The sequence below is a fragment of the Tateyamaria sp. LSS28 genome (genome assembly GCF_059611725.1).
Genome location: NZ_JCAPFI010000002.1, coordinates 160,031 through 181,558, shown reverse-complemented (window position 1 = coordinate 181,558; position 21,528 = coordinate 160,031). Strand labels below are relative to the sequence as shown.

The window sequence follows — 21,528 nt, the reverse complement described above, 5'->3', positions numbered from 1 at the left end:
AACCTGAACGAAAGATGAAGGCAACAGGACAGCATCGCTGACCCGAATGACCCAGAAGGTTAAGGACGTCTGAAGATGAACGACATGTTGGACAAAGCGACCGGAGGCTGCCTTTGTGGGGCGGTCCGCTTTGCTGCGCGCAATGTGCCGACCACTTTTAGCATCTGCCATTGCCCGTCCTGCCGCCGCTGGACCGGATCGGCGTTGTTTGAGGTCAGCGTGAAGACCGATGATCTGACCTGGACTGGATCCGAACACATTGCGACCCGTGCCACCAGTGATTGGGCCGAACGGGCCTGGTGCCGGGAATGTGGGGCCAACCTGTATTTCCGTCAAACGAAGCCGGGCAAATGGTTTGGCGGCACTGACCTGCCGCTTGGCATCTTTGACGATCCGGACGTGTTCACGCTGAGCCACGAGATCTTTGTTGATCATATGCCAGCCGGTCTGCGTCTGGAGGACAATGGTCAAAAGCGGCTGACGCGCAACGATGTTGTCGCCATCAACCCGGACGTGGGTGCATCATGAAACTGTGTGCAAGCATCAGCGTTGCCTTGGCGATTGCCAGTGCCGTTCCGGTCTTGGCACAGCAGGATGGATCGCGGTTCTATCCGCCTGCGGGATGTACCGAGGTTTTGACGATCCAGAGCCGTGGGTGCGAGGTGACGCATCTGTATACCTGCGAGGCGGATGCCCAGGGTGAACAATGGGGCATCACCTTTGACGTGGATGGGCCAAGCAATCTGGGCAAGATAGACTATGAAACCCAGTGGGTCGAAAGCTATGAGATGTTTCCGATGCGCCGGTTCGTCCTGGTTGAGCCGCCCGCCGATCCGGCCAACATGACCGAATTGCTGGAGACAGGGGTCGATAGCCTTGATTTTCAGCAGCAGGGACCGGACGGGCTGAACCGCTATGTCGGCTTCGACCGCATTCTGCCGGGTGAGGTTGTGATTGATGGCGAAACGCTTTTAAAAACGCAGTTTTCCATGCGCAGCGAGTTGGCCGACGGCACCGTCTTTGAACTTGAAGGCAACGAATACATCATCCCGCGTCTGCGCCGTTTCATCAGTGGCAACTACACGCGGACCGACACTGACGAGCCCATCTCTTGGGACAATTCACCGATTGATTTTGTGTATCCCGGTGAGCCCGGGTTCTTCACCAAAACGCCGCTATATGAGTGCGAGCCGACGCTGGCGCGTTACGCAAGCCCGAAGAAAGGAACCGACCAATGACCAAATATGATGCTGACTGGGTTCGCCGCGAAGAAGCCAAGCGCACGTTTATGGCCGAGAATGGTCTGTATTCCGAGGCCGAGGAGCATTCGTCTTGCGGTGTGGGTCTGGTTGTGTCCGTGGATGGCACCAAAAGCCGGGCTGTTGTTGAAAACGGGATCAAGGCGCTGAAAGCCATTTGGCACCGTGGCGCTGTGGATGCCGATGGCAAGACCGGCGACGGCGCGGGTATTCATGTGCAGATCCCCGAGGCGTTTTTCTATGACCAGATCGAGCGCACGGGCCACACCCCCAATCGCGATCAGATGGTTGCCGTGGGTCAGGTGTTTCTGCCCCGCACTGACTTTGGCGCGCAAGAGACCTGCCGGACCATCGTGGAAACCGAAGTGCTGCGCATGGGCTACTACATTTACGGCTGGCGCCATGTGCCGGTCGATATCTCATGCCTGGGTGAGAAGGCGAACGCGACCCGCCCAGAGATCGAGCAAATTCTGATCTCGAATTCCAAGGGTGTGGACGAAGAGACGTTCGAGCGCGAGCTTTACGTCATTCGTCGTCGGATCGAGAAGGCCGCTGCCGCTGCGCAGGTGCCTGAATTGTACATTGCGTCGATGTCGTGCCGGTCGATCATCTACAAGGGCATGATGCTGGCCGAGCAGGTGGCCGAGTTCTATCCCGACCTGATGGACGAGCGGTTCGAGAGCGCCTTTGCCATTTATCACCAGCGCTATTCCACCAACACCTTCCCGCAGTGGTGGCTGGCGCAGCCGTTCCGCATGTTGGCCCACAATGGTGAGATCAACACCCTGAAGGGCAACCTGAACTGGATGAAATCTCACGAGATCCGCATGGCTTCGGGTGCCTTTGGCGAGATGGCCGAAGACATCAAGCCCATCGTGGCCAGCGGGTCGAGTGACTCGGCCGCGTTGGATGCCGTGTTCGAGATGCTGGTGCGTGCGGGCCGCAATGCGCCGATGGCCAAGACCATGCTGGTGCCTGAATCGTGGTCGAAGCAGGCGGTGGAACTGCCGCAGGCGTGGCGCGACATGTACTCCTACTGCAACTCGGTGATGGAGCCGTGGGACGGTCCCGCCGCCTTGGCGATGACCGATGGCCGTTGGGTTTGTGCCGGGTTGGACCGGAACGGCCTGCGTCCGATGCGTTATGTCGTGACCAATGACGGGATGGTCATTGCCGGGTCCGAGACCGGGATGGTGCCATTGGAAGAAGCTGGTGTGGTTGAGAAGGGCGCGCTGGGCCCCGGCCAGCTGCTGGCCATTGATATGGTCGAGGGCAAGCTGTTCCACGACACCGAGATCAAGGACCAACTGGCGGCCTCGCAGCCCTTTGGTGAGTGGGTGGGCAAGATCACCGACCTTGAATCTGCCCTGTCCGGTGTGACCGAGAAGGCGCTGTTCGAGGGTGAGGCGTTGCGCCGCCGCCAGATTGCGGCTGGCTATTCGATCGAGGAACTAGAGAGTATTCTGGCCCCGATGGCCGAGGACGGGAAAGAGGCGTTGGCGTCTATGGGGGATGATACGCCGTCGGCCGTGTTGTCCAAGAAGTACCGCCCGCTGTCGCATTTCTTCCGGCAGAATTTCTCTCAGGTGACGAACCCGCCGATTGACTCGTTGCGCGAGTATCGGGTGATGAGCCTGAAGACCCGGTTCGGGAACCTCAAAAACGTGCTGGATGAGAGCAGCGCGCAGACCGAGATCATCACGCTGGACAGTCCGTTTGTGGGCAATGCCCAGTGGGATGAGTTGATCACGCAGCTGAATGCCGATCTGGTCGAGATTGACTGTACATTTGAGCCCGGACAAGGCGCCCTGAGCGCGGGGTTGACCCGTATCCGGGCCGAAGCCGAGGACGCTGTGCGGTCTGGTGCCGGGCATATCGTGCTGACCGATCAGCATTCGGATGCGGACAAGGTGGCGATGCCGATGATCCTGGCGACGTCTGCCGTGCATTCGCATCTGACGCGGCAAGGCTTGCGGACTTTCTGTTCGCTCAATGTGCGGAGTGCTGAATGCATCGACCCACATTACTTTGCCGTGCTGATTGGTTGTGGTGCAACCGTCGTGAACGCTTATCTGGCCGAGGATTCACTGGCCGACCGCATTGACCGGAACCTGCTGGATGGCACCCTGACCGAGGCTGTGGCGCGGTATCGCAATGCCATTGATCAGGGGCTGCTCAAGATCATGGCGAAGATGGGGATTAGCGTCGTGTCGTCCTACCGTGGGGGCCTGAATTTTGAGGCCGTGGGCCTGTCCCGCGCGATGTGTGCCGAGTTCTTCCCCGGCATGACGAGCCGCATCTCGGGCATCGGTGTGACCGGCATCCAGTCCAAAGTGGAAGAGGTCCACGCGCAGGGCTGGACCGGCACCAACGTGCTGCCCATTGGCGGTTTCTACAAGGCGCGGCAGTCGGGTGAGACCCACGCGTGGGAAGCCACGTCGATGCACATGATGCAGATGGCGTGCAACCGGGCGTCCTACCAGATGTGGCAACAGTATTCGGCCAAGATGCGGTCGAACCCGCCTATCCATCTGCGCGACCTGATGGACATCAAGCCATTGGGCAAGCCCGTGCCGCTGGAAGAGGTGGAAAGCATCACCTCGATCCGTAAGCGGTTCGTGACGCCGGGGATGTCGCTGGGCGCGCTGAGCCCGGAGGCGCACAAGACCCTGAACGTGGCGATGAACCGGATTGGCGCGAAGTCGGACAGTGGTGAGGGCGGTGAGGATCCGGCGCACTTCCACCCCGAGCCAAATGGCGACAACCCCAGCGCCAAGATCAAGCAGGTGGCGTCTGGCCGCTTTGGCGTGACCGCCGAGTACCTGAACCAGTGCGAAGAACTGGAGATCAAGGTGGCGCAGGGCGCCAAGCCCGGTGAGGGTGGGCAGTTGCCCGGCATGAAGGTCACTGATCTGATCGCGCGGCTGCGGCATTCGACCAAGGGCGTGACCCTGATTTCACCCCCGCCGCACCACGACATCTATTCGATCGAAGATCTGGCGCAGCTGATCTATGACCTCAAGCAGATCAACCCGCGCTGCAAGGTGACGGTGAAGCTGGTGGCGTCGTCGGGCGTGGGCACGATTGCCGCTGGTGTGGCGAAGGCGAAAGCCGACGTGATCCTGATTTCCGGTCACAATGGTGGCACGGGCGCATCGCCTGCGACCTCGATCAAATATGCCGGTCTGCCTTGGGAAATGGGCCTGACCGAAGCCCACCAAGTACTTGCGATGAACAACCTGCGCGACCGGATCACCCTGCGGACCGATGGTGGTCTGCGTACAGGCCGTGACATTGTCATGGCGGCGATGCTGGGGGCCGAGGAGTATGGCATCGGCACCGCGGCCCTGATCGCCATGGGCTGCATCATGGTGCGTCAGTGCCAGTCGAACACCTGCCCTGTTGGTGTTTGCACGCAGGATGAATCCCTGCGTGAGAAATTCACCGGCAATGCGGACAAGGTCGTGAACCTGATCACTTTCTATGCGCAGGAAGTGCGCGAGCTGCTGGCCGAGATTGGTGCGCGGTCGCTGGATGAGGTGATTGGCCGGGCGGACCTGCTGGCGCAGGTGTCGCGCGGATCGGCCCATCTGGATGATCTGGACCTGAACCCCATGCTGATCTCGGTCGATGGGGCGGCGGACATCGTTTACAACCGCGACAAGGACCGCAACGCGGTGCCGGATACGCTGGACGCGCAGATTGTGCGCGACGCTGCGCGGTTCCTTGAGGATGGCGAGAAGATGCAGCTGCAATATGCGGTGCAGAACACCCACCGGACCGTGGGCACCCGCACCAGCAGCCACATCGTGCGTAAGTTCGGGATGCGCAATACGCTGCAACCCGACCATCTGACCGTGAAGCTGAACGGGTCAGCGGGTCAGTCCTTGGGCGCCTTTGCAGCACCAGGGCTGAAGCTGGAAGTGTCTGGCGATGCCAATGACTATGTGGGCAAGGGTCTGTCGGGCGGCACCATCGTGGTGCGTCCGCCCATGGCATCCCCCATCGTCGCTGCGGACAACACGATCATCGGCAACACCGTGCTGTATGGTGCCACTGATGGTTACCTGTTTGCCGCCGGTCGCGCAGGCGAACGGTTTGCCGTGCGGAACTCGGGCGCGAAGGTGGTGATTGAGGGCTGCGGGTCGAACGGGTGTGAATACATGACCGGTGGTGTCGCCGTCATTCTGGGTGAGATCGGGGCCAACTTTGGCGCGGGCATGACCGGCGGCATGGCCTATCTTTATGATCCGGAAGGCAAAGCCCAAGCGCTTATGAACATGGAAACGCTGGTGACCTGCCCCGTGACCGTGGACCATTGGAAGGCGCAGTTGGAAGGTTTGCTGGAGCGCCATCTGGAAGAGACGGGGAGTGCCAAGGCGGCCACCCTCCTTCAGCACTGGGATGTCGAGCAACACAATTTCCTTCAGATTTGTCCGAAGGAGATGCTGAACAAGCTTGCGCATCCGATCAGCGAAGAAACAGCGGCCATTCCGGCGGAATAGTCAGCTTTCGGAGCGGGCGACCATCCTGGTCGCCTGTTCCTTGCTGCCCAAATGCGTGTTTTCCGCAAGGATGTCCGCGACACGCGTGGGCATTGTCCCCAGCTTGTTTGCGATGACGTGGTTCGCATCACCAGACCATTTCAACACCCAGACAAGTGCTGCGTCGGCTGCGTTGAGCACGCGGTATTGGTGCGCAATGGTCCCCGGTTGGACCCCGGTTGTTGGTTCGATCATCTCCTAACTCCGTGCGGGTTTGAACGCCTCCACCACGGCAAAAATAGCAGACATCGTTAACGCGTCTTAGTGATTAACACTTTGTAATTAAGTTTAATTTTTGATGAATTGGTGAACAGAGTGTTGCGGTCTGGTCTTCGCACGCGCCTGCCATATCTTACACCTATGCGATTGCTTGTTCTTGTTTTTTGGATGCTGGCCGGTGCTGCATCTGCGGAGCCGTTGCGGGTTCTGGCCATCGGCGACAGTATCCTGGCGTGGCACAAGTGGACTGGCCGGGACATTCCGTCCGTCATGGGGGATCTGCTGGATGCACGGGTCGAGAATGATGCCGTGGCGGGCGCGCGGTTTTCCAATGACTCGTCCTTGGGCCGTGCTGCGGGGTTCGATGTGCGTGCGCAGTTTCGAAGCGGTGCGTGGGATGTGATCCTGATCAATGGTGGGGCCAATGATTTCCTGAGCGATTGCAGGTGTCAGGCCTGTGATGCTGTTCTGGACGGGTTGATCGCGCCCGACCTGACGGGCGAGGTGCCCGCCTTTCTGGCCCAGTTGCGTCAAACTGGGACGCAGGTGATCTGGATGGGGTACTACGCCAGTGCCCGGTCCGGGCAGTTCACGGGCTGCCGGCCCTACCTGGTAGAATACGATGCCCGCCTTGCCCGATTGGCTGCCGCTACCCCGGGCCTGCGCTTTGTCGATAGTGAGGACGTGATGGACCCGTCGGATCGCCGGCTTTATGCCTTTGATGGCATCCACCCTTCCCCGTCAGGAGCGCGTCGTATTGGCACCTATCTTGCCCAATCTCTGACGCGATAGTTCACTTGCGATGTTCTGCGCCCTATAGCTGGGCGCATGGCAAGAAAGAGCAGTAAACGTACATCAAAAACCAAGGCGAAGCATCGGTTTCGACCGGGCCGCTGGCTGTTGCGGTGGACATTGCGCGGCGTGAGCGTGGTGTTTCTGGTGGCTGTTGTGGCGGCCTTGCTTTGGTCCGTGATCAACCCGCCCACCACCCTGTACATGATGCAAGAGTCTCGCCGCCTGGGTGGTGTGGACCACGAATGGGTGCCGATGGAGGAGATTGCGCCCATCATGGCGCGCGCGGCCGTCGCCGCCGAGGACGCCAATTTCTGTTTGCATTGGGGTCTGGACGTGGTGGCCATTCGCCGTGCCATTGACGAGGGCAGCAGCCGAGGCGCGTCCACGATCAGCCAGCAGGTCGTGAAGAATGTGTACCTGTGGCATGGTCGGTCCTGGGTGCGGAAGGTGATGGAAGCGGCGATGACCCCTCTGGTCGAGGCGCTGTGGTCCAAACACCGCATTCTCGAGGTCTATCTGAACGTGGCGGAGTTTGATGAGGGTGTCTTTGGCGTCGAGGCGGCATCGCGCCATTACTTCGGTGTCGCCCCCGACGCATTATCAAATGTCCAGGCGGCCCGTCTGGCCGCGATCTTGCCGAACCCGAAGGGACGGTCTGCCAGTCAGCCTTCGCCCTTCGTGCGCAAGCGGACATCGCAGATCCTGAGCGGAGCGGCCACGATCCGCGCGGATGGGCGGGCAGACTGTTTCCAGAGTTGAAAATCATGGGCCAGCCGTGCATGGATGCCAAACGTTTGACCAAACCGGATTGACCATGGCCCGCCTGTTTCACGTTCCCCTGTCCCCATTCTGCCGCAAGGTGCGTCTGAGCCTTGCCGAGAAGAAGATCGAGGTTGAGCTGGTCGAGGAGCGGTATTGGGAGGCTGACCCGGACTTTCTGCGCCGGAACCCTGCGGCCAAGGTGCCGGTGCTGCGTCTGGACGGCGTGATGATGAGCGAGAGCGCCGCCATCTGTGAATACATCGAGGAGACGCGCCCGGAACCATCTCTGCTGCCCTCTGACCCGGTGGCGAAGCTGGAGGTCCGCCGGTTGGTGGGCTGGTTCGACGACAAGTTCCACGATGAGGTGACGTCGAAGCTGCTTTATGAGCGGGTGAACAAGAAGGTGATGGGCCAGGGTTTTCCCGACAGCCGCAACGTCAAGGATGGGGCGAAGGCGATCAAGTATCATCTCGACTACATGACGTGGCTGCTGGATCATCGCCGTTGGTTAGCTGGGGACAACATGACACTGGCCGATTTTGCGGCGGCTGCGCATTTGTCTTCCTTGGACTATATTTCGGATGTGGATTGGAACCGTTCGGAGGTGGTCAAGGATTGGTATGCCAAGATCAAGTCGCGCCCTGCCTTTCGGAGTATCCTGGCCGATCAGGTGCCGGGGTTCCCGCCGCCGCGGCATTACAATGATCTGGATTTCTGAATGCGGCGTCGGACTGGGGCGCTGCCCCAGACCCCGGGATTTTTTTGAAACAGGGAAGAGATGGACCTGAAAGAACGGGTCATAAGGCGTGCTCTGGACGAGGGGTTCGTGAGGGCGCGGGTCTGTCGCCCAGATGCTGTGCCCGACGTGCCGGGACGGCTACAGACCTTTGTTGAGGCTGGGCGGCATGGGCAGATGGGGTGGATGGCCGAGCGGATGCATTGGCGTGGCAATCCGGCGGCGTTGTGGCCCGAGGCGCGGTCTGTGATCATGTTGGCTGAGAGCTATGCACCGGAGCATGATCCTCTGGCGGTGCTGGACCGACCTGAGGTGGGGGCCGTGTCCGTCTATGCGCAGGGGCGGGACTATCATGACATCGTGAAGAAGCGCCTCAAGCGTCTGGGCCGCTGGTTGATCGAGACAGCCGGCGGCGAGATTAAGGTCTTTGTAGACACTGCACCTGTGCCGGAGAAGGCTTTGGGGCAGGCAGCGGGCCTTGGGTGGCAGGGCAAACACACCAATCTTGTGAGCCGGGATTGGGGCAATTGGGCCTTCATAGGGTCTGTATTCACCACTTTGGAACTGGAACCCGACGCGCCGGAGATCGATCATTGTGGATCGTGCCGCGCCTGTTTGGATATCTGTCCGACGAACGCCTTTCCGGCACCCTATCAGCTGGATGCGCGGCGCTGCATTTCGTACCTGACGATCGAGCACAAGGGGCCGGTGGACGAAGAGCTGCGCCCCGGTCTGGGCAACCGGATTTATGGTTGTGACGATTGTCTGGCGGTCTGCCCGTGGAACAAGTTTGCCGTTGCTGCCAGCGACATGCGCTATTTAGGCGCTGTGGGGCAGCCGCCTCTTGCTGAGCTGGCCGCCCTTGACGACGCAGGATTTCGGGCCCGGTTTTCGGGGTCGCCCATCAAGCGGATCGGGCGGGATCGGTTTGTCCGCAACGTGGCCTATGCCATCGGAAATTCGGAGTGTGCCGATCTGTTGCCCGCCGTGCAGGCTCTTGTGAACGATCCGGATGCGGCCGTGGCGGACGCAGCCCGTTGGGCGGTGACGCAATTGAGCGCGACGGGTCGCAAGCGGGCGCTGTAGGGCTGCGCAAAAACGGGGAATGAGCATGGCGATTTTGCTGGGTGTGGATACGGGCGGCACCTATACCGACGCTGTTTTGATGCAGGATGAGGAGCGGGTTCTGGCCCGCGCCAAGGCGTTGACCACCCGCCATGATCTGGCGGTGGGTGTCGGGCGCGCTGTGCGTGCAGTGTTGAAAGAGGCCCGCGTTGATCCGGCGGAGGTTGGAATGGCGTCCCTGTCCACGACCCTCGCCACCAACGCGTTGGTCGAAGGACAGGGTGGGCGTGTTGCGCTGATCCTCATCGGCTTTCGCGAACGGGATCTGGAGACACAGGGCCTGGCCGATGCGCTGGGCGGTGATCCCGTTTGTGTTCTGGCAGGGGGGCACAAGCACGACGGGTCGGAGGCTGTGCCGCTGGATGAAGCGGACCTTTTGACCTTTTTAGAGAAACATAAAAGCGATGTGAGTGGGTTTGCCGTGGCTGGGCAATTTGCCACGCGCAACCCTGCGCATGAAGTGCGTGCCATGGAGCTGGTACGTGATGTGACGCGGTTGCCCGTGTCCGCCTCGCACCAATTGTCCGCGAAGCTGGGTGGACCCAAGCGCGCGTTGACCGCCGTCCTGAACGCCCGGTTGATTGGCATGATTGATGCGCTGATCGGGCGGACCGAGGCGGAGCTGCGCACCATTGGCATCCGTGCGCCGATGATGGTTGTGCGGGGGGACGGGGCATTGATGTCGTCCACGCAAGCGCGGGCGCGGCCCATCGAGACGATCCTGAGCGGTCCTGCAGCGTCCATCGTTGGCGCGCGCTGGCTGACCGGGGCGGATCATGCGCTGGTCAGTGACATCGGGGGCACGACCACGGATGTGGCCGTACTGCGGGGTGGTCGGCCCGTGATTGATCCGGATGGTGCGCGTGTTGGTCCGCACCGCACCATGGTCGAGGCCGTGGCGATGCGCACGACCGGGTTGGGCGGTGACAGCGAGGTGCATTTTGTCACGGAGGGTTTGCGCGGTGGCGTGACCCTTGGACCGCGCCGGGTGTTGCCGGTGTCCTTGTTGGCGCAGGAAGCGCCCGAGGCCGTGCTGCCGGTGCTTGAGCTGCACATGCGGAATACCACGCCTGGTGAGCATGACGGCCGTTTCGTAAGGGCAGTGCCGGGTGTGCAGGCGGATGGTTTGGCTGCGCGGGATGCGGACCTGTTGGCCCGTATTGGCGAGCGCGTGCATGGTCTGGGCGCAGTGTTGCGCACACGGATGGAGCATGGCGCGCTCAAGCGCCTTGTGGGACGTGGGTTGGTGCAGGTGGCGGGTCTCACCCCATCGGATGCCAGCCATGTGCTGGGTGGTTTGAGCGTGTGGGATGCCGAGGCCGCGCGCTTGGCCTGCGCCCTGTTTGGACGACGTCGCACTGGTGCCGGAGAGCGGCTTGCTGAAACGGCGGAGCAAGTGGCGGAGATGGTTGTCGATCGGCTGACATATCAGACCAGCGTTGCGCTGCTTGAGGCGGCATTGGCCGAGGATGGGCTGGACGAGGCGTTGGCAACCCATTCGTTGATGCAACGCGGTCTTTCGGGGGCAAAAGGTTTGGTGCGTGTGTCCACTGGTCTGGACGTGTATGTTGTGGGTTTGGGTGCGTCGGCACGGGCATATTACCCTGCGGTGGGGGCGCGTCTGGGCTGTGACATGCAGTTGCCCGAGGATGGGGGTGTTGCCAATGCGATTGGCGCTGTTGTGGGCCGTGTGACTGTGCGGCGGACAGGAACGGTCACCTCTCCGTCCGAGGGGCTGTTTCGCGTGCATTTGCTGTCGGGGCCCGAGGATTTTGCAGCGTCAGAGCCTGCTTTGGCCCGGTTAGAGACTGTTTTGGTGGAAGACGCGCGTGCTTCGGCGCTTGCTGCGGGGGCATCTGATGTCGAGCTGCATGTCGCGCGGGACATTCGCACGGCGCAGGCGGAGGCGCGCGAGGTGTTTGTCGAGGCTGTGTTGGTTGCAGAGGCGACAGGGCGACCGGGTATCGCCCTGTGAAAAGGGCGGGCGCGATGCCCGCCATTGCCTCTATTCAGCGGCCCGTTTGGGCAGAACCCAGTCGGGGCGTACGAAATGGCACGTGTAGCCGTTCGGGATGCGTTCGAGGTAGTCCTGATGTTCGGGTTCGGCTTCCCAGAAATCCCCCACCGGTTCGACCTCTGTCACGACTTTGCCGGGCCAGATGCCGGAGGCTTCCACATCCGCGATGGTATCCAGTGCCACCTGCTTTTGGGCGTCATCCACGTAGTAGATGGCCGAGCGATAGCTGAGGCCCACATCGTTGCCTTGCCGGTTCAGCGTGGTCGGGTCGTGGATCTGGAAGAAAAGCTCGAGCAGATCGCGGAAGGTGATGACCGAGGGGTCATATATGATCTCGATCCCTTCAGCGTGGGTGCCGTGGTTGCGGTATGTTGCGTTCGGGACATCCCCGCCGGTGTAGCCTACGCGGGTCGCCTTGACCCCCGGTTTCTTGCGGATCAGGTCCTGCATGCCCCAGAAACAGCCGCCTGCCAGTACTGCGCGTTGGTCGTTCATGCCACATCCTCCACTTGGTTCAGGTAGGCACCATAGCCTTCGGCCTCCATATCGTCACGGTGTACGAACCGCAGTGACGCGGAGTTGATGCAGTAGCGCAGGCCGCCGCGGTCGCGCGGGCCGTCGGGAAAGACGTGGCCGAGGTGACTGTCGCCGTGTTTGCTGCGCACTTCGGTGCGGACCATGCCGTGGCTGGCGTCTTGGTGTTCGGTGACGTTGTCGATGGGTTTGGTGAACGAGGGCCAGCCGCAGCCGCTTTCGTACTTGTCGGAGGATGCAAAGAGGGGCTCACCCGAGACGATGTCGACATAGATGCCCGGTTCTTTATTGCTTAGCAGCTTACCCGTACCGGGGCGTTCCGTGCCGCTTTCCTGTGTGACGTGGTATTCCTCGGGCGAGAGTGTCGCGATGACGTCGGGATTCTTGGTGTAGGTGGTCATGATCAGCCTATCCGTTCAGCGTTGCCTTATACTTGGTGCGATTGAAGGAAATTGGAAGAGCATGACAGCCAGCGCCAGCGCCCTAACTAAGACGTGACCGCGAGAGAAGGAGCGATCACATGCGTGCATTTCTTGTTTGTCTTTTTATTGGTCTCGCACAAGCGGCCCATGCGGATGTGCGCGACGTGCAACTGCCATCGATTGATGGCGGGATGATCGAGATGTCTGACTGGGAGGGGCGGCCGGTTCTGGTGGTCAACACCGCATCGCAATGTGCCTATACCGGGCAGTACGAAGCGCTGCAGACCCTTTACGACACTTGTCGTGAGCGCGGGCTGGTCGTGCTGGCGGTACCGTCCGATGACTTTCGCCAGGAGTTGGACAGTGCCGAGGAAGTGCGGGAGTTCTGCGAAATGGCCTTTGGCCTCGACATGCCGATGACGGATATCTTGACGATCAAGGGCGCAAACGCGCATCCGCTATATGAGGGGTTCCGCGAGACTGCAGGGTTCGTGCCGCGCTGGAATTTCAACAAGGTGCTGATCGGTGCCGATGGCCGCATTGTCGAAACCTGGGGTGCACGGACTGCACCCATGTCGCGCCCGGTGCGCAGCGCGGTTGAGGCCGCGCTGGCGCAGGCGGAATCCTAGAACGATCTGCTGAAATTCACGCCGATGCGCACACCGCTGTCTTGTTCGGCGGTGTCCAGATCAAATGATTGGTGCGCGACGATCCCTTGCAACGTGCCACCCCAAACCTGAGTGCTTGCACCGACCGAAACAACCGTACCGGTTTCGCGGGTGCTGCTGAGACTATGATTGGGGTTTGACGCATCGTTGATGGTGAACTTGCCCACGTTCCAGTCCAGGGCCCATGTGTCGAATTCATGCTTGCCGCGCAGGCTGGTTGAGCGACTTTCCGACCCGATCGCAGCACCCATCACCACGCCTTCGTTGCGATAGGAATAGACGTCGTTGTTATAGGCCGTGTTTGGCCCGCAAAAGCCAGCCGTACTGAAGTCCACGGTGGTGTCGACATGTTCGAGCGTTATCGTGGTATCGGCGTTGAAGAGCCGCGACTTGTTTTCCAGCCCGTACAGAAAGAAGAAGCACGAGGGCAATCCGCCTGCCTCGTCTTCACCCACAGCCTGGCCGTAGATGCGGTTGCTGAACGTCTCGGGACCAAAGCGATAAGAGGCGCCGACACCGGCAATCTGGTTGGCCGGGGCGCTGTCGCCCTCATTCGAGTTGCCGACCAGTACGTCAAGGAACGTATCAAAGCCATCTGGCTGGCCTGCGCCACCGTATTGGGCCACGCGGACAAGCTCAATTTCGAGGTCGCGGATAGGCTCGAACCCAAGACGCATGCCAAGTATCAATGCGTTGTCGGGTTGGTTCGCATCGTCGGTTTGACCGATAAAGACCTCACCGTTCCAGGGCCCTATCCACCGCAGAACCGGGACATCCGAGGTGCGCGCCTCTTCCTTGCGGATGTAGACAGACGGGAAGGCAGGCGCATTTCGAGACAGTATCAACGACGTGTATTCGGAAGGCGACCAGTGTCTTTCGAACTGCCCGACACCAACTTGCCAATTGTCATTTCCAAACCTGTAGCCCACGTCACCGAAGATAAGCACACTGTCGACAGCTTCGTTTTCGAAGGAGTCACCCAGCGTCAAATCGAATGCCAACCGCCCAACGCGTGTGCTGGTCGAGATCGAGACACCGTCAAATGCGAGAATGCCATACTGCTCGGTTCGACCAAGGAAATCATCCGAGATGGCGCCGAACCTTAAGGTGGTCGTGGTGTCCGCCTGGGCCGAACCACCCACGGCCATGGCGATAACAAGCCCGAGGGCGAAAGCGTTTTCACTGTGTCTCGTAAAATATGTCACGGTCAGGCCTTTGAATTGAACCAGAAGTCTAAGAGCTTTCCAGTATTGCATTCTTGTAATGTCATGGCAGGCGTCAGCCTTGCTTTACAAGGTTTTACTGGATGGGTTGCGCAAGCTCTATGCCTTTTTCTGCATGTGCTTGTTTCTGCCCAAATCCTTCCACCCAACGCTTTACAACGCTGCGGGCCTCGTCTTCGTCGCTTGCTGCAAGCGCATGGCGCAGCGACCTCATGGCTGAGGCAACTTCGATTTCGCTCAGGCAGTCTTCGACCGTGGAGAAGATCTTTTTGTGTCCGGTTCCGACCTGAGTGCCGCTGAGCGTCAGTTCTTCGGTCATCTTTTCGCCTGGGCGCAGACCGGTGAACTCGATTTCGATATCGCCATCCGGGTATTGGGCATCCCGCACAGTGAACCCTGCGCTTTCGATCACCTGGCGGGCCAGTTGTTCAATGCGTACGGGCTTGCCCATATCCAACACGAATACTTCACCGCCCTTGGCCATAGACGCGGCGCGCAGCACGAGGTTCACGGCCTCATGCACGGTCATGAAATAGCGCGAAACGTCTTGGTGTGTGACGGTCAGGGGGCCGCCGCGCCGCAACTGTTCCTGAAACAGCGGGACAACAGATCCGGACGAGCCCAGCACATTGCCAAAACGCACAATCGAAAACTTCAGACCGTTTGGTGTTGCGATGCGTTGGGCAATGTCTTGCACCACCAGCTCGGCCAGACGTTTGGATGCCCCCATCATGTTTGTGGGACGCACCGCCTTGTCCGACGAAATCAACATGAACCGCTCAACACCTGCGCTGGCGGCCTCGGTGACCAGGGTTTGCGTGCCCAAAGCGTTGTTGGCCAAGCCGGCGAGCGGATTGAATTCGACAAGAGGAACGTGCTTGTAGGCGGCTGCGTGCAGCACAACCTGAATATCATGATCCTTCAACACAGCGCGCACTTGCCGCGCATCGGTAACAGACCCCAAAAGCGGAACAATTTCGATGTCGCTGCCTTCGGCGAGTTGGGTCAGTTCCTGATGGATCTGATAGAGTGCAAGTTCACTCAGTTCGTATAGAACGATTTTTTGCGGACGGTACTCCAGAACCTGACGGCTGAGTTCCGAGCCAATGGAACCACCGGCACCAGAGATCAGAACGCGCCGGTCGGCATAGGCTTCGTCACCCCCATCCTGCGCTGTCATGACTTCGTCGCGACCAAGGAAATTCCTTGGATTGATCGGAGTAAGCTTTTCGATCAGCGCCTCTTCCCCGATCAGTTGGGAGAAGGACGGCAGTGTTTGCACCTCCAGCCCCATTTTCTGCAGGCGTCTCGCGATCTGCATTTGTTTGGGATGGCTTTGCGATGGAATGGCAAGCAGCACGCGGTCGATTTTCTTCTCCGCGACAATCTCTGCAATGCGAACGGGGCTGTAGACTGGCAACCGCAATACATTCACACCCTGCAGAGCCTGGCTGTCGTCAACAAAGGCGACAGGCTCGATGAATTCGTGACTGCGTAGGGCGGACACCAGTTGCATACCGGTCGTGCCAGCGCCGTAAATCAGGACACGACACCTGTTGGATCCATTGCGGTAGATGGCCAATACGACTTGCAAAAGGATCGCGCGGCTTACGATAGAGAAGACGAAGAACGAGATGCCGAACGTGATTTGCGTCGACAAGGGAAGTGGCATGTTGGCCGCCGTCGTCAGCAGAATCGACATCATCGTCATGAGTGCGGCGAACACCCCCGTCCGTCCGATCGATGCGGCTTCATATTCGTTCAGGGTTGTCGAACAAATGCCCAGCCACAGCGAAAGGCCAACGGTCACGATCAGCATATATGGTAGTATCGGCAAGTAGGCTTGAAAGCTCGCGATCGCTGTGTGCCCGGAAAGGTTGAGGCTGAACGCAAAAACCAGAGCAGCGGGAATCAGGATCGCATCAATGACGATCAAAATATTTCGTTTCTGCGTGCGCGAAAGCAGCTTCAGCAGATTCAGCATGATGCCCCCTTGGTCGGTCGCCTTTCCAAGCTGCCAAAAGCGCTAACACGAATGCGTGTCAGAGTTGTGCAACTATTTTGCAGGTGCAGAAAAGTCTGCCGATAGCCGGCGGAAAAGCGCCAAAAAATGCCCATTAAATAACCGTTCACAGGCACAAATTACACATAATAAGTGATTCGATAAGGGATTGGTCGCTAGCTGCGATGACGGCGGAACAAGTTGCCAATCGTTTGAAAGACCAAGTCAAAGTCGTAGCAGGTGCTTTGATTCTTCTGATAGATGAGGTCCAGCCGCGCCTTGCGTGGCACGCAAATGCGGCAATAGGTGCTGTCGGTCTCTTCTGGTGTGCTGCACCGCGCGAGTAGCCTGTCTTCGTGCTTGTGGAAACGAATCGTTGCCAGCCCTGTCACACCTGGCCGTGATTTCAATACCTTACCGTATAGTTCCGGGAAGCGTTCGACATATTCGCGCAGTGGCGGGCGGGGTCCAACAAAGGACAGATCGCCCTTCAGAATGTTCCACAGCTGTGGAAATTCATCCAACCGCTTGGCCCGTAATTTGGCGCCCAGCGGTGTGATCCGCGCTTCCTTATGCCCGCCCGAAACGCCCTGATCATTGTTGTCGATTGTCATGGTGCGGAATTTCCACAGTCCGAAACTTTCTGTGGGCGACTTCATGCGTTCGGCCACATAGAACAGCGGGCGACCCTGTTTCCGCCAAACCAGCCATACAAGGTACAGGACGATCGGGCCAAGCATGATGACCAGAAGACTGGCAAAGAACAGGTCGAAGATACGCTTGCGCCATGTCATCTGCGTGGTCCTTGCTTCCAGTCGGCGACGATCCCTGCTGCTGTGCTGTCAGAGTCCGTAAACGATGTGAACCGTTCAAGCGTGCTGGTGTCCAGATGCACGTTCGCAATCGTGCGGTCCGTTGCCAGTTGTGGCGTCCATTTGAGCGAAGCCGCGTCCAGGAGGGCCCCCATACTGACCGTTTTGGGCGCAGCGATGTTCATGATTTTTGGTAAGGTGTTGGCGCGTGTGAGTGCGTTCAGCACCCGCGCCAGTTTCCCCGGACCTATATAGCTGCGGGCCGGAGTTGTGTTGTCGGAGAACTGATCGAGCTGAAAGCCGGGTTTCCAACCGCCAAGGATTGCGTCCGCCCCGGCGACATTGCCCAGCCGCAGCGATGTGCTTGGGTTCGGGTGCCTGGCGGCCAGGCGCTCCATCTCGAGCTTAGACTTGCCATACGGGCTTTGCGGTGATGTTGGTCCATCTTCGGTGAGAGGCCCCTGCAGCGCGCCGTAAACAGCCGCGGATGAAAACAGGAAGACATGCGCACCCTGTGCGGCATCCAGTGTCTGCCGGGCCAGCGTCGCGTTCAACTCCATCGAAGCTGTGGAACCGGGGGTGACCCCCGCAAGGCAAAAAACCGCATCTGCCCCGTTCAGCGTGCGGGTCAGTGTGTTGGGGTCGGCAATGTCGACATCGGAACGTGCGGTCCAAACCGCTTCACCCGGCCACCGTGGTTCGAGCAATTGGCCCAGTTTTCCGCCCGCGCCAAGCATCACGATCCGCATGGCTTACCCTGTCGCGATCTGTTTGTCCGCCGGGACCAGCGCGTTGATCTGGCGGATGTGTTCCGGCAGGCAGATGGTTTCAAAGTCGTAGGTGTCAATCACATGCTGGCGCGCGGCAGGGCCAAGATGCGCGTAGTCGCGGGGTTTTTCCAGAACGTCTGCGACTTGCGCGGCAATGGCATCGGGGTCGAAGAAGTCGACGAGCAAGCCCGTCTTGCCATGTTCTACAGCCTCGCGGACCGGGGCGACGTCGCTGGCGACAATCGTTGCCTCCATCGACATGCTTTCCAGCAGGGACCATGACATCACAAACGGCATCGACAGGTAAATATGGCACGAGCTGATCTGAATGATGCTTTGATAGCTTTCGTATGGCACTTGCCCCAGAAAATGGAGCCGGTCCCAGTCAATCAGGTGCCCCACCTCTGCCTCCATCTGGCCGCGCAAGCCACCGGGGTGCTTGTTCTTGCTGCCATAGGACGCATCATTGCCGCCTATTACGAGGATGCGGGCGTTGGGTCGTGCCCTTTGGATCTTGGGAACGGCGCGCATGAACTGGTGGTAGCCGCGCGTGGTTTCGAGATTGCGGGACATGAATGTCACGATCTCATCCTTGGCCGTCAGCGGCCGACCAATCCGCCCAAGGCTGACCTTCGCCTTCTTGTTTGGCTTCAGCTTGTCGGTGCGAATGCCATCGTGGCACACATACATCTTGTCATGAAAGTGTTTGGGAAACCGGTCGCGTTGCCAATTGGTCGGGCTGTGCGCCACGTCGACTACGTTCAGGTTGACCTGTGGCACCACGTTGTGGCCGTGCATGATGAACGGCGCGTGTTCGCTGACCGGACTTTCGGGGTCGAAGCCAACCGGGCCACCATGGGCTGAATAATAGTATTCAAAAAACCCGATCATCGGCGTGTCGGGCAGCACTTCGCGAAAGAACGACATCTCGCCCCACCCGACATGACCGATGACGATGTCCGGGGTGAACCCTTTGTCCACCAGCTGGCGCAGGGCAATGACAGCGCCAAAGCCGTTGCCGGAGGCGTTTTCCCATGTGCGGGAGAGGCCGTAGGCGTCTTCCTTGGCCTGATGGTGCGACTTGTAGACGACCGTTTGGACGCCCTCGAATTGGGGTGCTTTCTGGCGTTGGGTCAGAAAGACTATCTGGTGCCCGCCTTGTGCCGCCAACCATTGGATCAGCTCGCGGTACTGGCCCGGCATGTTCTGATGCACAAACAGAAATTTCATCTGCCCCTCGTTCCTTTTGGGGTGGGATACATCGCGTTGCGTGATGCCGCAATCATGGCTGTGTCGGCCACATCGATCCCGTGCCACGTTTTTCCTGTCCGGGGCTCAGGCCAAAGGTGCCGCGATAGCTTTTGGAGAAATGCGAGAGCGATCGGAACCCGCATGCCACGCAAATGTCCGTGACGCTCAGGTTGGTCTGGCGTAAAAGCCCACGTGCCTTTTCCAGCCGCAGCTGCAGGTAGTGACGCTTGGGGGACATGCCCAGATGCTTGGCAAACACCCTTTCCAGTTGCCGTGTGCTGAGTTCGATCAGGTCGGCGATCTCGTCCGGGCGCAGCGGGTCTTCGAGGTTGTTTTCCATGATCTGCAGCGCCATGCCCAGTTTGCCATGCGCCATGTCCGGACGCGCCCGGCGTGACAGGCGTTGACCGTGACTGGCGGCACGCGGGTCGGTGTACACCATCTGGTCCGCCACCCATGTCGCAAGATCAACGCCGTATTCCGATTTGATCCGGTCCAGCATCATGTCCATGGATGCCGCCCCGCCCGCGGTGGTGAAGATGCGTCCGTCCTTTGAATAGAGACTGTTTTCGATGATCACGTCGGGCAGAAGCTCGATCAGGGCGTCGCGGTATTCCCAATGGGTGGTCACCTGTTTGCCTGCCAACAGACCGGCCAGCGCCAGCGTATACGTACCGGAAGACAGCGCGCCAAAGTCCATGCCTTTGCGTGTCTCGCGGCGCAGCCAGTTGAGGATGGGTTTGGTACTGCCCTCGGCCGCCCGATTGCCGGCGCAGACGACAAGCGTTTCGTCACGGGAAAGTTCGGGCAGCGCGGCATCCACGGCGGTGGTGATGCCGTTGTAGGCTGGCACCGGATCGCCCGTTTCTCCGATCACGCGCCACGTATAAAATGTCTGACCTGACGGGTGCAGGTTGGCAAGGCTCAGAGCCTCCAACGCGCAGGCAAAGCCCAATTGGGAATAGCCGGGAATGAGCAGAAAGGCATAGCGCCTTGGGCGCGTTGCCTCAGGCAGCAAGGGCGGCGTCCAGAAGTGCGCGGACCTTGCGGGCATAGGGTTCATTCACAAGCCGGGCCACTTCGTCCCCGTTCTTCATCACCAGCAAGGTCGAACGGCGTTTGACCTTCAGCCGTTGGGTCATTTGCGATGGGCCAAACGTATCCCAATCCACGTCAACGAATGTCAGGTTGGTGTACGCCGGGTTTTCCGCCAGCGCCTCGGCGATCAGGTCGGATTTGATCTGGCATGTCAGGGACCAGCTGGCCCGAAAATTCATCACGACCGTTTGATCCGTGCCGCGTAGATCCCGCCAGATGGCAGGTGTGAAGGTTTGCGCCGGATAGGCCGCGCCGAGCGATGGCACGGCGCAGGCGGCAGCAGACAGAAGAAATGTGCGGCGGCGCATCAAAAAGGCTCCGAAATCTGAAATCTCGGGACACAATATTGTGGGTGCGCGCGGGCGCAAGTGGTCGTGTTCAGCTTTTGGTCTGTCGTGACAATTGCACCGCAAGAATACCGACCGTGATGATGGCGACACCAACGATATCTTGCGCACCCAAGCGTTCGCCCAAAAGCGCTGCGGCGATGGCGACACCGAAGAAGGGGTTGAGGAAGTGGAAGGTGGCCGCCTTGGTTGCCCCGATCCGGGCGACAAGCGCGAACCAGATCCAGGTGGCGGCAAGACCGGGAACCAAAACGGTGTAGGCAAAGGCGGCATAAAGTGCCGGTGTCGGTGTCACTTCGATCGTTTCAATCATGGCGGAGGCGATGCCCAGCACCACGGCGCCCACGAACATCTGCAATCCGACAACCATCATCAGGTTGCCCCCGGACGACATTGTGCGCATCGACAGGGTTGCTACGGTCAAGGCAACGGCGGCGATCACGCAAAGCGCCACGCCAAAGAGGTCAACGCCCGCATCCAGCCGCGCCGACATGATCAGGATCACGCCTGTGATCCCCAGCACCAACCCGATGACACCCATCGTGGGAAGCCTGTCCCGAAACACGACCCATCCGGCAAAGGCCACCATCAGTGGCATGGTCGAGGCGATGATCGACGCCACCGACGCCTCGACCGTCTGCATGGCATAGAAGTTCAGGCCCAGATAGATCGCGTTCTGGCACAGGCCGAAGATCAGCATGGCGCGCCACTGGTCGCGGGTCAGGTTCCATGTCTGGCCCATCATCCGTGCCACGGCGACACCGATGATCCCGGCAATGAAGAAGCGTAAGGACGACGCCGCGAAGGGCGGTGCGTGCGTCACGATAATCCGCGCCGAGGTGAAGGCAGACGACCAGATCAGGGCAAAGGTCAGGCCCATCAGAAGTGCGCGGATGTCCATGACCGTCCCTTTTCGTCTTGGGCGGACGTTCGGGGAAATCGGG

At 59.8% G+C, this 21,528-nt stretch carries 20 protein-coding genes; 9 read left to right on the top strand and 11 right to left on the bottom strand.

From position 1 onward, the window contains the following. Positions 1–75 precede the first annotated feature (75 nt). The 3 genes from AC53L6_RS05545 to gltB are packed head-to-tail and all read left to right on the top strand — an operon-like array spanning position 76 to position 5,764. The gene (locus tag AC53L6_RS05545; protein WP_496907095.1) at positions 76–528 is read left to right on the top strand and encodes a GFA family protein; all 453 of its coding nucleotides are present in this window, start codon (positions 76–78) and stop codon (positions 526–528) included. Continuing rightward, positions 525–1,238 carry a hypothetical protein gene (locus tag AC53L6_RS05540; protein ID WP_496907094.1) on the top strand — a complete coding sequence of 238 codons (714 nt, stop codon included), beginning with the start codon at positions 525–527 and terminating at the stop codon, positions 1,236–1,238. Before AC53L6_RS05545 ends, AC53L6_RS05540 begins: the two co-directional genes overlap by 4 nt. Then, on the top strand, positions 1,235–5,764 hold the full coding sequence (gene gltB / locus AC53L6_RS05535) for a glutamate synthase large subunit (RefSeq protein ID WP_496907093.1): 4,530 nt from the start codon (positions 1,235–1,237) through the stop codon (positions 5,762–5,764). Before AC53L6_RS05540 ends, gltB begins: the two co-directional genes overlap by 4 nt. Here gltB and AC53L6_RS05530 read toward each other — a convergent pair whose 3' ends face one another. Further along, positions 5,765–5,998: a hypothetical protein gene (locus tag AC53L6_RS05530; protein ID WP_299204005.1), complete on the bottom strand. Its 234-nt coding sequence runs from the start codon at positions 5,996–5,998 to the stop codon at positions 5,765–5,767. A gap of 165 nt (positions 5,999–6,163) precedes the next feature. Between AC53L6_RS05530 and AC53L6_RS05525 the strand changes: the two genes are divergently transcribed. Genes AC53L6_RS05525 through AC53L6_RS05505 form a run of 5 tightly spaced genes read left to right on the top strand, consistent with a single transcriptional unit; the run spans position 6,164 to position 11,415 of the window. After that, the gene (locus AC53L6_RS05525; protein ID WP_496907092.1) at positions 6,164–6,814 is read left to right on the top strand and encodes an SGNH/GDSL hydrolase family protein; all 651 of its coding nucleotides are present in this window, start codon (positions 6,164–6,166) and stop codon (positions 6,812–6,814) included. A gap of 36 nt (positions 6,815–6,850) precedes the next feature. Then, positions 6,851–7,576 (top strand): monofunctional biosynthetic peptidoglycan transglycosylase, encoded by a 726-nt coding sequence (mtgA, locus tag AC53L6_RS05520; protein WP_299704828.1) that lies wholly within the window; start codon positions 6,851–6,853, stop codon positions 7,574–7,576. Between the two features lie 55 nt (positions 7,577–7,631). Next, positions 7,632–8,297 (top strand): FtsZ-binding protein FzlA, encoded by a 666-nt coding sequence (gene fzlA, locus AC53L6_RS05515; RefSeq protein WP_299204014.1) that lies wholly within the window; start codon positions 7,632–7,634, stop codon positions 8,295–8,297. A gap of 60 nt (positions 8,298–8,357) precedes the next feature. After that, entirely contained in the window at positions 8,358–9,401 is a 1,044-nt protein-coding gene (queG, locus tag AC53L6_RS05510) for a tRNA epoxyqueuosine(34) reductase QueG (protein WP_496907091.1), read from the top strand. Positions 9,402–9,426: 25 nt separating this feature from the next. Further along, entirely contained in the window at positions 9,427–11,415 is a 1,989-nt protein-coding gene (locus AC53L6_RS05505; RefSeq protein WP_496907090.1) for a hydantoinase/oxoprolinase N-terminal domain-containing protein, read from the top strand. Positions 11,416–11,445: 30 nt separating this feature from the next. Here the strand turns inward: AC53L6_RS05505 and msrA are convergent, their stop codons facing one another. Then, positions 11,446–11,952: a peptide-methionine (S)-S-oxide reductase MsrA gene (gene msrA, locus AC53L6_RS05500; protein ID WP_299592215.1), complete on the bottom strand. Its 507-nt coding sequence runs from the start codon at positions 11,950–11,952 to the stop codon at positions 11,446–11,448. Next, positions 11,949–12,392 (bottom strand): peptide-methionine (R)-S-oxide reductase MsrB, encoded by a 444-nt coding sequence (gene msrB, locus AC53L6_RS05495; RefSeq protein ID WP_299204046.1) that lies wholly within the window; start codon positions 12,390–12,392, stop codon positions 11,949–11,951. Before msrB ends, msrA begins: the two co-directional genes overlap by 4 nt. 119 nt (positions 12,393–12,511) lie before the next feature. Between msrB and AC53L6_RS05490 the strand changes: the two genes are divergently transcribed. Continuing rightward, the gene (locus tag AC53L6_RS05490; protein WP_496907089.1) at positions 12,512–13,042 is read left to right on the top strand and encodes a glutathione peroxidase; all 531 of its coding nucleotides are present in this window, start codon (positions 12,512–12,514) and stop codon (positions 13,040–13,042) included. Here AC53L6_RS05490 and AC53L6_RS05485 read toward each other — a convergent pair. From AC53L6_RS05485 to AC53L6_RS05450, 8 genes are all read right to left on the bottom strand, one after another. Next, the gene (locus AC53L6_RS05485; RefSeq protein WP_496907088.1) at positions 13,039–14,286 is read right to left on the bottom strand and encodes a capsule assembly Wzi family protein; all 1,248 of its coding nucleotides are present in this window, start codon (positions 14,284–14,286) and stop codon (positions 13,039–13,041) included. The two genes, AC53L6_RS05490 and AC53L6_RS05485, sit on opposite strands and share 4 nt — an antisense overlap. 94 nt (positions 14,287–14,380) lie before the next feature. After that, the gene (locus AC53L6_RS05480) at positions 14,381–16,288 is read right to left on the bottom strand and encodes a polysaccharide biosynthesis protein (RefSeq protein ID WP_496907087.1); all 1,908 of its coding nucleotides are present in this window, start codon (positions 16,286–16,288) and stop codon (positions 14,381–14,383) included. 194 nt (positions 16,289–16,482) lie between these two features. Then, on the bottom strand, positions 16,483–17,100 hold the full coding sequence (locus AC53L6_RS05475; RefSeq protein WP_299204055.1) for a sugar transferase: 618 nt from the start codon (positions 17,098–17,100) through the stop codon (positions 16,483–16,485). Further along, positions 17,097–17,867 (bottom strand): NAD-dependent epimerase/dehydratase family protein, encoded by a 771-nt coding sequence (locus AC53L6_RS05470; protein ID WP_496907086.1) that lies wholly within the window; start codon positions 17,865–17,867, stop codon positions 17,097–17,099. Before AC53L6_RS05470 ends, AC53L6_RS05475 begins: the two co-directional genes overlap by 4 nt. Positions 17,868–17,870: 3 nt before the next feature. Further along, a complete protein-coding gene (locus tag AC53L6_RS05465; protein ID WP_496907085.1) occupies positions 17,871–19,118 on the bottom strand; it encodes a glycosyltransferase family 4 protein in 1,248 nt (415 codons plus the stop codon). Between the two features lie 52 nt (positions 19,119–19,170). Continuing rightward, positions 19,171–20,157, bottom strand: coding sequence for a GlxA family transcriptional regulator (locus tag AC53L6_RS05460; RefSeq protein WP_299749417.1), 987 nt, complete (start codon positions 20,155–20,157; stop codon positions 19,171–19,173). Then, a complete protein-coding gene (locus tag AC53L6_RS05455; RefSeq protein WP_496907084.1) occupies positions 20,147–20,545 on the bottom strand; it encodes a thioredoxin family protein in 399 nt (132 codons plus the stop codon). Before AC53L6_RS05455 ends, AC53L6_RS05460 begins: the two co-directional genes overlap by 11 nt. Before the next feature lie 70 nt (positions 20,546–20,615). After that, on the bottom strand, positions 20,616–21,485 hold the full coding sequence (locus AC53L6_RS05450; RefSeq protein ID WP_496907083.1) for a DMT family transporter: 870 nt from the start codon (positions 21,483–21,485) through the stop codon (positions 20,616–20,618). Positions 21,486–21,528 lie beyond the last annotated feature (43 nt).

Bases quoted from the DNA above. Each gene is read 5' to 3' on its own strand.
- AC53L6_RS05545 (WP_496907095.1), top strand. From the start codon at position 76: ATGAACGACATGTTGGACAAAGCGACCGGAGGCTGCCTTTGTGGGGCG.
- AC53L6_RS05540 (WP_496907094.1), top strand. From the start codon at position 525: ATGAAACTGTGTGCAAGCATCAGCGTTGCCTTGGCGATTGCCAGTGCC.
- gltB (WP_496907093.1), top strand. From the start codon at position 1,235: ATGACCAAATATGATGCTGACTGGGTTCGCCGCGAAGAAGCCAAGCGC.
- AC53L6_RS05530 (WP_299204005.1), bottom strand. From the start codon at position 5,998: ATGATCGAACCAACAACCGGGGTCCAACCGGGGACCATTGCGCACCAA.
- AC53L6_RS05525 (WP_496907092.1), top strand. From the start codon at position 6,164: ATGCGATTGCTTGTTCTTGTTTTTTGGATGCTGGCCGGTGCTGCATCT.
- mtgA (WP_299704828.1), top strand. From the start codon at position 6,851: ATGGCAAGAAAGAGCAGTAAACGTACATCAAAAACCAAGGCGAAGCAT.
- fzlA (WP_299204014.1), top strand. From the start codon at position 7,632: ATGGCCCGCCTGTTTCACGTTCCCCTGTCCCCATTCTGCCGCAAGGTG.
- queG (WP_496907091.1), top strand. From the start codon at position 8,358: ATGGACCTGAAAGAACGGGTCATAAGGCGTGCTCTGGACGAGGGGTTC.
- AC53L6_RS05505 (WP_496907090.1), top strand. From the start codon at position 9,427: ATGGCGATTTTGCTGGGTGTGGATACGGGCGGCACCTATACCGACGCT.
- msrA (WP_299592215.1), bottom strand. From the start codon at position 11,952: ATGAACGACCAACGCGCAGTACTGGCAGGCGGCTGTTTCTGGGGCATG.
- msrB (WP_299204046.1), bottom strand. From the start codon at position 12,392: ATGACCACCTACACCAAGAATCCCGACGTCATCGCGACACTCTCGCCC.
- AC53L6_RS05490 (WP_496907089.1), top strand. From the start codon at position 12,512: ATGCGTGCATTTCTTGTTTGTCTTTTTATTGGTCTCGCACAAGCGGCC.
- AC53L6_RS05480 (WP_496907087.1), bottom strand. From the start codon at position 16,288: ATGCTGAATCTGCTGAAGCTGCTTTCGCGCACGCAGAAACGAAATATT.
- AC53L6_RS05475 (WP_299204055.1), bottom strand. From the start codon at position 17,100: ATGACATGGCGCAAGCGTATCTTCGACCTGTTCTTTGCCAGTCTTCTG.
- AC53L6_RS05470 (WP_496907086.1), bottom strand. From the start codon at position 17,867: ATGCGGATCGTGATGCTTGGCGCGGGCGGAAAACTGGGCCAATTGCTC.
- AC53L6_RS05465 (WP_496907085.1), bottom strand. From the start codon at position 19,118: ATGAAATTTCTGTTTGTGCATCAGAACATGCCGGGCCAGTACCGCGAG.
- AC53L6_RS05455 (WP_496907084.1), bottom strand. From the start codon at position 20,545: ATGCGCCGCCGCACATTTCTTCTGTCTGCTGCCGCCTGCGCCGTGCCA.
- AC53L6_RS05450 (WP_496907083.1), bottom strand. From the start codon at position 21,485: ATGGACATCCGCGCACTTCTGATGGGCCTGACCTTTGCCCTGATCTGG.